Origin of the sequence: Actinomadura sediminis (assembly GCF_042675525.1) — a bacterium.
Taxonomy (GTDB): Bacteria; Actinomycetota; Actinomycetes; order Streptosporangiales; family Streptosporangiaceae; genus Spirillospora; species Spirillospora sediminis.
The window spans coordinates 1-13,920 of the sequence record NZ_JBHTJA010000004.1; the positions used below are offsets into that span (position 1 = coordinate 1).

Genomic DNA, 13,920 nt, shown 5'->3' on the forward strand with positions numbered 1-13,920 from the left:
CGGCGGACGGCGGCGCCCGCGGCGGTGGTGCTGCAGATGCTCGAGCCCCCGCAGGCCGCGGGCGCCGCCGGCGGGCTCGACCCGGACGCGGCCGGGGCCGTTCTGCCCGCGCACCCGCCGGACGACGCCGCGCGGGTCCTGGCCCGCGCGGAACCGCGCGCCGCGGCGGGGATCATCGGGGCGCTGCCGGCCGCCGTGGCCGCGCGGGTGGCGGACGCGATGCCGGTCCGGCCGCTGTGCGCGGCGCTCGCGTACGTGCCGCCCGCGGTCGTCGCGGACCTGCTGCGCGGCTCGGGGGCGGGCCGCACCGAGACGGTCCTGCGCAACCTCGGCCGTCCCGTCCGCGACCAGGTCGAGCGCCGCCTCTGACGGCTCAGGACCTGCTGCGCGCCTTGCGCGTCCTGCTGTTGTTCGCCTTCTCGATGGCCTTCACCAGCTCGTTCTTGTTCATGTTCGAGCGGCCCGAGATGTCGAGGCGCTTGGCGACGTCGTAGAGGTGGGACTTCGACGCGTTCGCGTCGACGCCGCCGGCGGTCTTGCGGGAGGTGTTCCGGCCGCCTTCGGCCTGCTTGTCGGACGGCCCCTTGGCGCCGCCGGACTTCGGCTCCCAGCGGTCGCCCACCTTCTCGTGGGTGTGCTTCAGGGCCGCGTAGGCGACCTGGTGGGCCCGGCGGCCCTCGCCGTACTCCTCGACGGCCGAGTCGTGAGCCTTCGCGAAGGTGCGCTGCGCCTTGGCGTCCGAACGCTTGATGGTGTCCGGCAGCTCCTCCTTCTTCGCCTGGCCCTTGCCGGTGGTCTTCGGCATCGTCCTGGCTCCTTTCCGATCGGCTCTGCTGGGGGCGGTACCCGGCGAACCGGGTTAATCACACGTGACGTGCGTCCCGTGGGCGCGGACGTTTGCGCCGCCCCCACGGGGCATGGGCGGAATGTCCGCCATCGAGAGGAGGACCCATGGCTGACGTCTTCGAAGTGCTCGGGCAGGACCACGACCACGTGAAGGAGGTCCTCGCCGAGCTGGAGGCCGGGGCCGGACGGACGGGTCCGGAGGGTCTCGAGCATCGCAGGAAGATGGTCGAGCGGCTGATCATGGACGAGTCCAGGCACGAGGCCGTCGAGGAGGAGTACTTCTGGCCGACGGTGCGGGAGCTGGTGCCCGAGGGCGACCGGCTCGCGGACCACGCCGTGGGGCAGGAGCAGTCCGCGAAGTTCGTCCTGAACGACCTCATGGGCATGGACCCGGACGACGAGCGGTTCGAGGAGCTGCTGCGCACGTTCATCGTGGACGGGCGCGAGCACATCTCCTACGAGGAGACCCGGGTGTGGCCGGAACTGCGCAAGGTCATCACCAAGGAACGGGCCGAGGAGCTGGGCCGGAAGCTGGCCGAGGCCAAGAAGAAGGCCCCGACGCGGCCGCATCCGCACACGCCGCCCAAGCCGGGCGTCCTGAAGGCCGCCGGGCCGGCGGTGGCCGCCGCCGACCGGCTGCGCGACCGGATGGCCCACCGCGGCTGATCACAGGTAGCGGATCCACAGGTACGGGGTCGCCAGCGCGATCGTGGTGATCGTGACGACGATCCCGTACCCGGTGAACCGCCAGAAGCCGATCGGCGCCCCGTTGCGGGCGGCGATCCCGAGCACCACGACGTTCGCGCTGGCGCCGATCGCGGTGGCGTTGCCGCCGAGGTCGGCGCCGAGCGCGAGCGCCCACCACAGCACCCGGCCGTCGTCGCCCGGGTAGCCCTGGACGAGGTCGGCGACGATCGGGCTCATCGTGGCGACGTACGGGATGTTGTCGACGATCGCGGAGATCGCGGCCGAGCCCCACAGCAGCACCATCGCGGCGAGCCCCCGCCGCCCCTCGGTGTGCCCGGCGGCGAAGGCCGACACCTCGCCGATGACGCCCGTCTCGACGAGCCCGCCGACCATCACGAACAGGCCCGCGAAGAACACCAGCGTGGGCCACTCGACCTCGCGCAGCGCGTCCTCGGTGGTCACCTTCGTGGCGGCGACGAGCAGGCCCCCGCCGAGCAGCGCCACGACGGACGGCTCGTAGCCCAGCACCGGGTGCAGGACGAACGCGGCGATCACGACGGCGAGGACGGCGAGGCCCTGCCGCAGCAGCCGCCGGTCGGTGATCGCCTCGCGCTCGTTCAGCGCCATGACCTCTTTCGTGCGTTCCGGGTCGTACCGGAACACGGACCGGAACAGCACCCGGCAGAGCAGGCAGAACACGGCGAGCAGCACCAGGACGAGCGGTGCCAGGTGGATCAGGAAGTCGTTGAACGACAGCCCGGCGCGGCTCGCGATGATGATGTTCGGCGGGTCGCCGACGAGGGTGGCGGTGCCGCCGATGTTCGACGCCATCACCTCGGCGATCAGGTACGGGACGACCCGCAGCCCGAGCCGCTCGCACACCAGGAACGTCACGGGCGCGACCAGCAGCACGGTCGTCACGTTGTCCAGCAGCGCGGACGCGAACGCGGTGATGAGGACGAGCATCACCATCAGCCGGTACGGCCTCCCGCGGGCCCGTTTGGCCGCCCAGATCGCGACGAACTCGAACACGCCGGTCTGCCGCAGCACCGAGACGATCACCATCATGCCGAGCAGCAGGAAGACGACGTTCCAGTCGACGCCGGTCTCCTCGGAGAAGAACGCCGCCTCGGCGTCGGTGACGTGCAGCAGGAGCATCAGCCCGGCGCCGCCGAGCGCGACGGCGGTGCGGTGGATCTTCTCCGAGGCGATCAGGGCGTACGCGACGACGAAGATCGCGATCGCGGCGGCGGCGGCCAATGCTCCTCCCTCCCGGGCCGGACACGCCCAGGGGGAGGGGCGAAGCGCTACGGAGACCAGTTGATCACACGGAGCGGTCCCCGGACGGCGGCGGGGAGCCGTCCCCGGACCCGCCCGTGCCGCCCGTGCCCGGCGCGGCGTCCGGGCCGTCGCCCGGACCGGCGGCGGTCTCGACGGCGTCCACCGGGCCCTTGTCCCGCTCGTCCCGCCGCCACCATGCGGGGACCTCCCGCTCGTTGTCGAACCCGCGCGCCACGACGATGTCGGTGGAGGAGTGCGCGAAGATCGACAGCATGATCGTCACCGCGATCAGATGGAAGATCTCGTCCGCGTCCGCGATCTGCGAGTCGAGGACGATCAGCCCGTAGACCACCGAGGCGAAGCCCTTCGGGCCGAACCACATCACGGCGCCCTGCTCGCGGGCGGTGAGCCGGGACCCGAGGAACGACACCCAGATCGCCACGGGCCGCGCGACGATCAGGGCGAGGACGGCGAACACCCAGCCCGTCCAGCCGACGTCGCCGAGGAAGGACGGGGACAGCAGCGCCCCGAACACCAGCAGCGCGGCGAGCTTCAGCAGTTCGGCGATCAGCTCGCCGAACTGCTCGAACGCCTCCTGGAAGTGCTCGCCGACCGACGCGACCGTGACGCCGGCGGCGAACGCGGCCAGGAACAGGTTGCCGTGGGTGGCCTGGCCGAGCGCGAGGACGAGCAGCCCGATCGCGACCGCGTTCAGCGGCGCGTACTTGGGGGAGACCGCGAACCAGCGGGTCGACTCCAGTTTCAGCGCCGCCCACGGCACCGCCACGCCGATGACGAGCCCGATGGCCAGCTCGCTCGCGAGCGCGCCGATGTGCAGGTCCTCCGAGCCCTCGGCGAGCGCGAGGAAGATCAGGACGAACGGCAGGATCAGGCCGTCGTTCACGCCGGACTCGACGTTCAGCAGGTGGCGCAGCCGCGGCGGGACCTTGTCGTTGCCGACGAGCGCGGCCGCGAACACCGGGTCGGTCGGGGTCAGCACCGCGGCGATCAGCAGCGACTCGATCCAGCCGAGCCCGACCACGTAGTGGGCCAGCAGCGCCGTGATCACCAGGGTCAGCGGGAGCCCCCAGCCGAGGGCGCGGCCGGGCAGCCGCCAGGCGCTGCGCAGGTCCTTCCACCCGGCGTGCATGCCGTCGGTGAACAGCACCGCGAACAGCGCCAGCTCGGCGAGGGTCGAGACGATCCCGTCCTCGGGCTTCAGCGGGATCACGTCGAGCATGCCGTCGCCGAGGAGGAACCCGCCGACCAGGAACAGCACCGCGGTGGACAGCACGGTCCGGTGCGCCAGACTCGACAGCAGCACCGCCATCAGGAGCATGACGGCGAAGGCCAGCAGCAGGTTCGTCATCCCAGGACTTTCGCGATCGACGACTCGGACGCCCCGGCGGACGTCCCGGCCAACAGGGTGATGACCTTAACCGCACGCGATGAACTTTTTCCACGTCGGGGTGGGGCCACGGGCTCGTGCCCGCGTGCCCGGCACGTATACCGTCGAGGTGTGCGCGCCCGCGATCTCGCCGTCGAGTACCCCGCCGTCACTCCGGACGACAGCGCTCTGGACGCCGCCTGGCTGCTGGCCGAGCACCGCTTCCCCGGGCTGATCGTGGTGGACGCCGCGCGCCGCCCCGTCGCCGTCCTGCCGGGCGCGCTGCTGCTCCGGGACGTCATGCCCGCGTACGTCCGGGACGACCCCAACCTCGCCCGCGTCTACGGCGAGCGGAACGCCGACCGGCTGTGCGGGACGCTCGCCGGGCGCCGGGTCGGGGACCTGCTGGCGCACGGCGAGCGGGTCCTGCCGGTGGTGGACGCCGACGCGAACGTCATGGAGATCGCGAGCGTCATGGCGGAGTCCGGCAGCCCGGTGGTCGCGGTCTGCGAGGCGGGCGGCGGGCCGATGCTCGGCGCCATCGCCGTCGCGCACCTGCTGACCCGGCTGCTGCCGGAACGCGGCGCGCCCTGACCGGGGCGGCCGCGTTCCACGTCCCCGACGCCGGGGACCGACGGCGGCAGCGGCAGGATGTGAACGAAGAGTTCAGTTACAGCCAGACTGTCAGCGATCTTGGTCACATTTCCGGTGCCCTCGCGAGGACGGCGCACGCGAACGGCCCCCGGCCGTGGCGGCCGGGGGGCGGAGACGCGCCTGCCGGAACGGGGGGCAGCGGTCCGGGAGGCTAGGCAGGGACGTCGAAACCGCTCGCCCAGTACCGGCCGTGGACGGCGAGGTCGAGCAGCATCCGGGCGACCTCCTCGGCCGGCGGGCGGGGATCGTCGATCTCCAGCCACCACTGCAGGACGGCCGTCTGCTCGCCGACCCAGGCCCGCGCGAGCAGCCCGGGGTTGACGCGCGGCTCGACGCCGTTGCGCTCGGAGCGGCCGCGGAACTCCTCGGCGGTGACCCGCACGCAGGACTCGACGAACATCCGCAGCGGCTTCCCGTCGCCCTCGCCCCGCAGGATGATCCGGTACAGGTCGCGCTCCTGCTCGGCGTGCCGGAACATCTCCAGGACGGGCTTGCCGGTGAAGCCCACGGCGTTCTCGGCGATCAGCGGGCGCTGCCGCGCGCCCAGCTCGTCCAGCAGGTCCCGGGTGAGCCGGGTGAACAGGTCGTCCTTGTCGCGGCAGTGGCTGTAGAAGGTGGCGCGGGCGATGTCGGCGCGCTCGGTGATGTCCTCCACGGTGATCGACGCGTAGCCGCGTTCCAGCACCAGTCCCACCAGGGCGTCGCGCAGCGCCTTGCGCGTCCGCCGTGTCCGCCTGTCCTCAGCCATCGCCGTCCCTCGTTCACGGTGGTTCCGCCCGCGCTCGCCGGCGGGTTCCCAAGTGTAGAGACCTCTTGACAACCAGGGAGATACTGAACACTCTGTCTGCTATTGATCTGACAGTACGGAGAGTGTGCATGAACCTGGGGAGCTACCTGACCCGCAGCGCCCGGTACTGGCCGGACGAGCGGGCCGTCGTCTGCGGCGAGCACGTCTGGACGTTCCGGGCGCTGGAGGACGAGGCGAACCGGCTCGCGTCGGCGCTGCTCGCCCGGGGGCTGCGCCCCGGCGACGCCGTCGCGTCGCTCGCCTGGAACCGCGGCGAGCTGGTCGTCGCCGAGTTCGCGCTGTACAAGGCGGGCCTGCTGCGGGCCCCCGTGAACGCGCGCCTCGGCCGCGGGGAGGTCGAGCACGTCCTCGGCTACGCGGGCGCGAGGCTGCTGCTGTTCGACGCCGCGCACGCCGACGACGCGCTCGCGGCCGTCCGCCCCGGCTGCGAGGCCGTCGTGCTCGACCCCGAGAACCTCGCCGGCGAGGCCCGCCCGCTCACCTACGCCGAGCTGCTCGAGGACGGGAAGCCGGAACCGGTCGCCGTGGACGTCTCCCCGGACGACCCCTGCACCCTGCACTTCACGTCCGGTTCGACGGGCAGGCTGAAGGCGGCCGTGCAGACGTTCGGCAACCGCCGGGCGAACATGCGCAAGCAGATGATGAGCGACGACTCCCGCTCCCGCCCCGGCGTCCGCTACCTGGCGTGCGGGCCGATCACGCACGCGCCCGGGATGGGGCTGCTCGCGGGCGTGTTCGGCGGCGCGACCGCGCACATCCTGCCCGCATGGGACACCGGCGCGTTCCTCGACACGATCGAGCGCGAGCGGATCACCGCCACGTTCATCGTCCCGGCCATGCTGAACATGCTGCTCGCCCACCCCGGGATCGCCGACCGCGACCTGTCGAGCCTGACGAGCCTGCGGATCGGCGGGGCGCCGGTGTCCCCGCAGCGGCTCCGGCAGGCGGTCGAGACGTTCGGCCCGATCGTCGCGCAGGGCTACGGGCTCGGCGAGACGACCAGCGTCGTCGCCGGGCTGAGCAGCGCGGCGCTCGCCGAGGCCGTCCAGAACGACCCCGAGCTGCTCGCGTCCTGCGGCCGCGCCGCGTACGACACCGAGATCCGCATCGTGGACGACGCGGGCCGCGAGCTGCCGCCCCGCGAGATCGGCGAGCTGGTCGTCCGGGGCGAGGACTGCGTCCGCGAGTACTGGCGCGAGCCCGAGCTGACGGCGGAGACGTTCCGGGACGGCTGGGTGCACACCGGCGACCTGGCGTGGATGCGCGAGGACGGCTACCTGTTCATCGTCGACCGCAAGAAGGACATGATCATCTCGGGCGGGTTCAACATCTACTGCACCGAGGTGGAGTCGGCCCTCTACGAGCACCCGGCGGTCCGCGAGGTCTGCGTCGTCGGCGTCCCCGACGAGAAATGGGGCGAGGCCGTCAAGGCCGTCGTCGTCCGCCACGACGGGACGGACGTCACCGCGGACGAGCTGATCGAGTTCTGCGCCGACCGCCTCGACCGCTACAAGAAGCCGCGCTCGGTCGACTTCGTCGCCGGGCTGCCGGTCAACCGCAACGGCAAGGTCGACCGCAAGGCCGTCCGCGAACCGTTCTGGGCCGGCGTCGACCGGCGCGTCAACTGAGGGGACACGATGACCTTCTCGCAGAGCTTCTCGACCTTCACGCTGCGGCCGTCCTACGACGACGACCCCGAGCTGAACGGCCTCGTCGCGTCCCTGCGCGGCTACCTCGCGGGGGAACTCGCCGGCTACGAGCGCGAGCACGGCGTCGACCGCACCACCCGGCTCACCCGCGAGATCCTCGAACCGGTGTGGCGGCGCAGCCGCGAACTCGGCTTCTACGGCATCCACCTGCCCGAGGAGTACGGCGGCCGGGGCCTGACGCACACCCGGCTCGCCGCGCTCAAGGAGGAGATCGCCGCGGGCGGGCGCGTCCTCGGGCACAGCGTCCTCGGCGAGATGGGCGGCCCCCTCCGCGCCGGCGACATCTTCCGCAACGCCACCGAGCGGCAGATCGAGGAGTACCTGCTGCCGGTCGCGCGCGGCGAGCGGGCCTGCTGCTTCTCGCTCACCGAGGCCGACGCGGGCTCGGACGTCCGCGCCATGCGGACGGTCGCGGTCCGCGACGGCGACGGGTACCGGCTCACCGGCCGCAAGGTGTTCAGCACGGCCGGGCCGTTCGCCGACTTCGCCATCGTGATCGCCCGCATGGACGGCACCGAGAACTCCTACTCGGCGTTCTTCGTCGACCTCGACGGGCCCGGCTGCCGCGTCGAGGACGGCGCGACCCCGATGTCCGGCGAGCACATCGAGGCCGACGTCGTCCTGGACGGCTGCCGCGTCCCCGCCGCCAACCTGATCGGCGCCGAGGGCGAGGGCATGCGCATCGGCCTCGGCCGCGTCACCGTCAACCGGCTCCTGCACTGCCCCACGCTGCTCGGCATGGCCCGCCGCGCGATCGAACTGTCGCTCGTGCGGGCGCGGACCCGGATCGTCCACGGTGCGCCGCTGCTGAAGTTGCAGGCCATCCAGCACAAGCTCGCCGACATGGCCACCGAGTACTACGCGGCCCGCTCGATGACCTACGGCGCGATCGCCGCGCTCGACGCCGGGACGTCTCCGCGCCTCGAGGCGTTCATGTGCAAGCTGTACGTCGCCGAGACCGCGTTCCGGATCCTCGACGAGGCCGTGCAGATCCACGGCAAGGAGGGCCTCACGCAGGGCTCCGAGGTCGAGTACCTGTTCCGGAAGGTCCGCATGTTCCGGGTCCTCACCGGCACCTCGGAGATCCAGCGCAACGCGATCGCGAAGGGCCTGTCGATGTACGCCGAGGCCCTCGCCGCGGGGCCCGCCGGGGAGGCCGCTACGAGCCGAGCGTGAGGGCGACCTTGACGTCGTCGGCGCGGGAGTCGAACGCGTCGGCGAAGTCGTCCAGCGGGACGCGGCGGGTGACCAGGCGGCCGAGCCAGTCCCGGTCGGCCTTCACGAGGGCGTCCGCCGCGGCCGCGTAATGGTTCAGGTTCGCGTTCACCGAGCCGACGATCGCGTCGTTCTCGAGGACGATGTCGCGGTTCAGCGTGCCCGCGTCCACGGTCAGGCTCCGCCCCGCCGGCGACACGCCGGTGAGGCACACGATCCCGTAGGTCGCGGTGGAGCCGATCGCGCCGAACACCAGCCGCCCGACGCCCGTCGCCTCGATCACCACGTCCGGCCTCGCCGCCCGCACCGCGGCGTCGAGGCCGTCGTGGTGGTACGTCGCGCCGAGGTCGGCGACCAGGCCGGGCTTCGGGCCCTCGGTGACCTGGTCCAGCACGTGGACGTCCAGGCCCCGCTGGACGCCGAGCAGCGCGGCGAGCAGCCCGATCGAGCCCGCGCCGGTCACCAGCGCCGTGCGGGGCTCGAACCAGGCACGGGACCCGACCTTCTCGACCTGCTCCCACGCCTTCGCGACCACGGTCGTCGGCTCCATCAGCACGCCGACGTCCGCGAGCCGGGGGTCGAGCGTCACCGCGTACCCGGTCTCGACCCGCCACAGCTCGCTCGCGTACCCGTCGATGTCCTTGATGCCGCGCTCGGTATAGCGGCCGTTGCGGCACATGTCGAACTCGCCGCGCGCGCACGCCCCGCACGGCTCCGGGTCGGGCCGCCGGACGACGCCCACGACCAGGTCGCCGGGGGAGAAGCCGCTGCCGGACGGCGCGTGCCGCACCCGGCCCAGCGACTCGTGCCCGATGACCAGGCGGTCGCGTCCCGGCGGGGCCGAGCCGTACTCCCCGGCCGCGATCTCCCGGTCGGTGCCGCACACCCCCACGGCGATCCCCTCGACGAGCAGGTCGTCGGGGCCCGGCTCAGGGTCCGGGACCTCGGTGACCGACAGCGACCCGGGCCGCCCGGGCAGGATGGTCAACGCGCGCATGCCGTCTCCTTCATCGCGTGGCGGGGCGCGCCGCCGGCGGCGCGCCGCTGAGGTGCCGGGCGGTGTTGACCAGCCCGACGTGCGAGTACGCCTGCGGGGTGTTCCCGACCTGCCGCCGGGCCACCGTGTCGTACTCCTCGCTGAGCAGCCCCAGGTCGTTGCGCAGGTCGAGGAGCCGCCCGAACAGCTCCTCGGCGTCCGCGGTGCGGCCGATGCCGTGCAGCGCGTCCGCGAACCAGAACGTGCAGGCCAGGAACGCGCCCTCGTGCCCGGGCAGCCCGTCCACCCCGGCGGCCGTGTCGTAGCGGAGGACGAACCCGTCCCGGTAGAGGTCGCGTTCGATCGCCTCGACCGTCCCGACCACCCGGGGGTCGCCCCACGGCAGGAAGCCGACCTGCGGGATCAGCAGCGTCGCGGCGTCCAGCGCGTCCGACCCGTAGAACTGCGTGAACGTGTTCCGCCTGGCGTCGTACCCGTTCTCGCAGACGTCCCGGTGGATCGTCTCCCGCAGCGCCCGCCACCGGTCGACCGGGCCGTCCAGACCGTGCCGCTCCACCGCCTGGACGGCCCGGTCGACGCCCGTCCAGGCCAGCACCTTCGAGTGGACGAAGTGCCGCGGATCCCCGCGCACCTCCCACAGGCTGTCGTCGGGGTCGCGCCAGTGCCCCTCCAGGAAGTCGAGCAGGGCCCGCTGGACGTCCCACGCCGTCTCGTCCGCCTCGATGCGGGCCTCCCGCGCGAGGTGCAGCCCCTCGAGGACCTCGCCCCACACGTCGAGCTGGAACTGCCCGGACGCCGCGTTCCCGATCCGCACCGGCGACGCGCCCTCGTACCCGGAGAGCCAGTCGAGCTCGTACTCGGGGAGCCGCCGCGTCCCGTCGATCCCGTACATGATCTGGAGATCGGCCGGGTTGCCCGCGACCGCCCGCAGCAGCCACTCCCGCCACGCCTTCGCCTCCGCGACGAACCCGGTGCCGAGGAGGGCCTGCAGCGTGAACGTCGCGTCCCGCAGCCAGCAGAACCGGTAGTCCCAGTTGCGGGAACCGCCGAGCTGCTCGGGCAGCGACGTCGTCGCGGCCGCGACGATCCCGCCCGTCGGGTGGTACGTCAGCGCCTTCAGCGTGATCAGCGACCGCCGGACGGCCTCGGGCCAGCGGCCCTCGTACCGGAAGCCCTCGATCCAGTCGGCCCAGAACGCCTCGGTGTCGGCGAGGGCCTGCTCGGGATCCACCGGGTGCGGGTACGGCTCGTGCGACGCACGGTACGTCAGGACGAACGGCACCCGCTCGCCCGCCGACACGGCGAAGTCGGCGTACGTCGTCTCCTCGCGGCCCTCCAGCGGCACGGGGGTGTCGAGCCACGCCGCGTCCGGCCCGGCGATCGCGTTGAGCTGCCCGTCGCGGCGCCGCACCCACGGGACGATCCGCCCGTAGTCGAACCGCAGCCGCAACGCCATGTGCACCGGGACCCGCCCGCTGACGCCCTCCACGATCCGGACGACGTCCGCGGCCTCGCCCCGGCGCGGCATCGCGTCGATCAGCCGGATCGTCCCCTCGGGGGTCTCCCACTCGGTCTCCAGGATCAGCGAGTCCCCCCGGTACCGGCGTCGCGTGCACAGCCCGCCCGCCGCGGGCGCGATACGCCAGAAACCCGCGTGCTCGTCGCCCAGCAGGGCGGCGAAGCACGCGGGCGAGTCGAAGCGCGGCAGGCACAGCCAGTCGATCGACCCGTCGCGGCCCACGAGCGCGGCCGTCTCCAGGTCGCCGAGCAGCCCGTAATCCTCGATCCGCAACGCCACAGATTCACTCCTCGGGATGGGGGACGCCCCCTGCCTACCCGTCTCCGAGGCGGTGAAAGCTCGCGCGGCGGACCGTGCCCGCTACCCGGTGACGACGGCCTCGGTGGTGACCGTCCCCGCGGTGGACAGGACCCACTTCGCGGAGATCCGCACCTTCGTGCCGACCGGCACCGACTCCGCCACGTCGATGCGGAAGTGCCTGCCCGCCTCGTCGGCCGGGATCTCGATCTTCTCCGGCACCGTCACGCCCGGGGTGTGGCTGGTCAGCTCGATGACGGCCCCGAACGGGTGCCAGCGGTCGCCCAGGCCGACCGCCCCGAGGTTCCGCCCGGCGCCCGCGCGCAGCTCGCGGACGACGCCGACCGTGTACTGCTTCGGCACCAGCAGCACGGCCTCCCGCATGGCGGGGTGCCCGAGGTCGGCCTCGACGTCGGCGATGCCGATCCCCTGGACGGGGACGCCGGGGTGCTCCAGGGTGAACGTGCCGCGGGTGCTTCCCGCGGGAACGACCGCGTAAGGCGGGATCTTGGCGTGGGGACCGTCCGGGAGGCCCGACACGTTCGTCATCCGCAGGTCCACCGACGTCCCGCCGACCGCGGCCGGGGCCGCCAGCTCCACCGAGCCGGTGACCTTCGTGCCCGCGACCACCGCGTTGGAGTCCCCGGGGACGTCGACCTCCACGTCCTTCACCGTCTGCTCGCGCCAGTCGAGCGGCTGCACGGTCACGTCCGTCCCGGCGGAGACGCCGTGCCGGCGGGCCACCAGCGGGACGACGGTCTCGTCCTCGTAGGCCTCAAGCCGGATCGGGAAGGTGACGCTGGTCCGGCCCTCGGGGACGCGGACGAACCCGCCGCCGGTGGAGTGCTGGTAGTTGCCGTCGGCGAACCCCACGCTGATCACCTCGACGCCGAGCCCGCCCGCGGGCGCGGGCGCGGTCAGCCGGACGGTCTGCAGCGCCTGCCCGCCGGCCGGGATCACGGCGGGCGAGACGCTGGTCGAGGCGACCTGGGGTGTCGTGTCGGCGGCGGCGGACGGGGCGGCGGCGAGCGCGGCGGGAACGGCGAGGGCGAGGGCCGCGGCTCCGAGGCCCGCCCGGCGGTGGATCGTCAGGTGCGACATGAGGGCGAACGTAGTGATCACCGGACCCGTCCGGGAGGTCCGGGATCATCACGTTCGCGGCCCGTAAGAATTGCTCACGCGGCGCCCCTGCGCGCTCGCGCCGCGAGACCGCCCCGGCCGCCCCGGCCGGGTCAGCGGCGCCGGGTCAGCGGCGGCGGGTCAGCGGCGGCAGGTCAGCGGCGCCGGGTGATGCGGGACGGCAGCGCCGCGAACCCCCGGTCGTTGGACGAGCGGACGCGCCGGGCGTTCGCCTCGTCGATCTCGAAGTCGGCGACGAGCCCGGTGATCTCCTCCAGGGCGATCCGGGCCTCCAGCCGTCCGAGGTTCGCGCCCAGGCAGTGGTGCCGCCCGTTGCCGAACGCGAGGGACGCGCCCGTGTCCCGGTCGAGGTCGAACCGGTCGGGGTCGTCGAACACCCGCGGGTCGCGGTTCGCGGACCCGGTGAGCAGCAGGATCCGCGCGTCCGCCGGGATCGTGGTGCCGTGCAGCGCGACGGCCTCGGTCGTCGTCCGGGCGATCGCCTGCGTCGGCGGGTCCCAGCGCAGCGTCTCCTCGATCCAGTCGCCGACCCGCCCGCCGAACGCCGCCGCCCGCGCCTCCGGGTGCAGCCACGCCGCGTTCCACGCGTTCCCGAGCAGCAGCATCGTCGTCTCGATGCCCGCCCCCACCAGCAGGATCAGCACCCCCACGATCTCCTCGGGGGTGAGCCGGTCGGCGCCGTCCGCGGCGTCGAGCAGCCCCGACAGCAGGTCGTCCCGGCGCTCCCGGCCCCGCTCGACCGTCAGCTCGGTGTAGTACCCGACCAGCGCGCCGATCGCCTGCAGCGCCTCGGGCGGCAGGTCGTCGCCCTCCTCGTCCCGGTACATGATCGCCATGCCGAGGTCGCGGACCTTGGCGCGGTCCGCCTCCGGGACGCCCACCAGCTCGGAGATCACGTCGGTGGGGAACCGCGCCGCGAAGTCGGTCATCATGTCGAACGCGTCGCCCTCGACGTGCGGGCGGATGCACTCCCGCGCGATCTCCCGGATCCGCGGCTCCAGCTCCTGGACGCGCCGCGCCGTGAACGCCCGCGACACCAGGCCCCGCATCCGGGTGTGCCGCGGCGGGTCCATCGCGACGAACGAGAAGAACCTCTCCGCGTCCGGCCCCCAGAAAGCGGGCTCCAGCCGCAGCCCGTTGACACTCGAGAAACGGTTCGCGTCCTTCAGCGCCGCAATGACGTCCGCATGGCGGGACAGGGCCCAGAAATCGTCCTTGTCATTACGGTAGACCGGCGACTCTTCGCGCAACCGCGCGTACACCGGGTAAGGGTCGTCCTGGACGGCGAAGTCGAACGGACTGTAGAAGGTTTCCACGGCGAAGTCTCCCGGTTCGTCGGCGCCCTGAGGAAACGATCTTGCCTGCTCCGGGGCGTGGTCG

The 13,920-nt window shown here is 72.9% G+C and carries 13 protein-coding genes; 5 read left to right on the forward strand and 8 right to left on the reverse strand.

What is annotated here, in order from left to right; all coding sequences use genetic code 11:
- On the forward strand, nt 1-369 hold a 369-nt coding region (locus tag ACFQ11_RS03860; protein ID WP_378296372.1), incomplete at its 5' end, for a magnesium transporter MgtE N-terminal domain-containing protein.
- A 4-nt stretch (nt 370-373) separates the two neighbouring features.
- Here ACFQ11_RS03860 and ACFQ11_RS03865 read toward each other — a convergent pair.
- Nucleotides 374-805 (reverse strand): ChaB family protein, encoded by a 432-nt coding sequence (locus ACFQ11_RS03865; protein WP_378296373.1) that lies wholly within the window; start codon nt 803-805, stop codon nt 374-376.
- 146 nt (nt 806-951) lie between these two features.
- Between ACFQ11_RS03865 and ACFQ11_RS03870 the strand changes: the two genes are divergently transcribed.
- Nucleotides 952-1,512, forward strand: a complete 561-nt coding sequence (locus tag ACFQ11_RS03870) for a hemerythrin domain-containing protein (protein WP_378296375.1) — start codon at nt 952-954, stop codon at nt 1,510-1,512.
- Here the strand turns inward: ACFQ11_RS03870 and ACFQ11_RS03875 are convergent, their stop codons facing one another.
- Complete coding sequence (locus ACFQ11_RS03875) at nt 1,513-2,793, reverse strand: ArsB/NhaD family transporter (RefSeq protein WP_378296376.1); 1,281 nt, start codon at nt 2,791-2,793, stop codon at nt 1,513-1,515.
- Between the two features lie 64 nt (nt 2,794-2,857).
- Entirely contained in the window at nt 2,858-4,183 is a 1,326-nt protein-coding gene (locus ACFQ11_RS03880) for a cation:proton antiporter (protein ID WP_378296377.1), read from the reverse strand.
- Between the two features lie 150 nt (nt 4,184-4,333).
- Between ACFQ11_RS03880 and ACFQ11_RS03885 the strand changes: the two genes are divergently transcribed.
- A complete protein-coding gene (locus tag ACFQ11_RS03885; protein WP_378296378.1) occupies nt 4,334-4,795 on the forward strand; it encodes a CBS domain-containing protein in 462 nt (153 codons plus the stop codon).
- A gap of 211 nt (nt 4,796-5,006) precedes the next feature.
- On the opposite strand, the gene ACFQ11_RS03890 is transcribed toward ACFQ11_RS03885, so the two are convergent.
- Entirely contained in the window at nt 5,007-5,603 is a 597-nt protein-coding gene (locus tag ACFQ11_RS03890; RefSeq protein WP_378296379.1) for a TetR/AcrR family transcriptional regulator, read from the reverse strand.
- A 128-nt stretch (nt 5,604-5,731) separates the two neighbouring features.
- Between ACFQ11_RS03890 and ACFQ11_RS03895 the strand changes: the two genes are divergently transcribed.
- Nucleotides 5,732-7,291, forward strand: coding sequence for an AMP-binding protein (locus ACFQ11_RS03895; protein ID WP_378296380.1), 1,560 nt, complete (start codon nt 5,732-5,734; stop codon nt 7,289-7,291).
- A 9-nt stretch (nt 7,292-7,300) separates the two neighbouring features.
- Entirely contained in the window at nt 7,301-8,548 is a 1,248-nt protein-coding gene (locus ACFQ11_RS03900) for an acyl-CoA dehydrogenase family protein (protein WP_378296382.1), read from the forward strand.
- Here ACFQ11_RS03900 and ACFQ11_RS03905 read toward each other — a convergent pair.
- The 4 genes from ACFQ11_RS03905 to ACFQ11_RS03920 all read right to left on the reverse strand — a co-directional run bounded on the left by ACFQ11_RS03905 (nt 8,532) and on the right by ACFQ11_RS03920 (nt 13,856).
- Complete coding sequence (locus tag ACFQ11_RS03905) at nt 8,532-9,584, reverse strand: glucose 1-dehydrogenase (RefSeq protein ID WP_378296383.1); 1,053 nt, start codon at nt 9,582-9,584, stop codon at nt 8,532-8,534. The two genes, ACFQ11_RS03900 and ACFQ11_RS03905, sit on opposite strands and share 17 nt — an antisense overlap.
- 10 nt (nt 9,585-9,594) lie before the next feature.
- A complete protein-coding gene (locus ACFQ11_RS03910; protein ID WP_378296521.1) occupies nt 9,595-11,376 on the reverse strand; it encodes a glycoside hydrolase family 15 protein in 1,782 nt (593 codons plus the stop codon).
- Nucleotides 11,377-11,463: 87 nt separating this feature from the next.
- The gene (locus ACFQ11_RS03915) at nt 11,464-12,501 is read right to left on the reverse strand and encodes a hypothetical protein (RefSeq protein ID WP_378296384.1); all 1,038 of its coding nucleotides are present in this window, start codon (nt 12,499-12,501) and stop codon (nt 11,464-11,466) included.
- Between the two features lie 173 nt (nt 12,502-12,674).
- Nucleotides 12,675-13,856 carry a cytochrome P450 gene (locus ACFQ11_RS03920; protein WP_378296385.1) on the reverse strand — a complete coding sequence of 394 codons (1,182 nt, stop codon included), beginning with the start codon at nt 13,854-13,856 and terminating at the stop codon, nt 12,675-12,677.
- Nucleotides 13,857-13,920 lie beyond the last annotated feature (64 nt).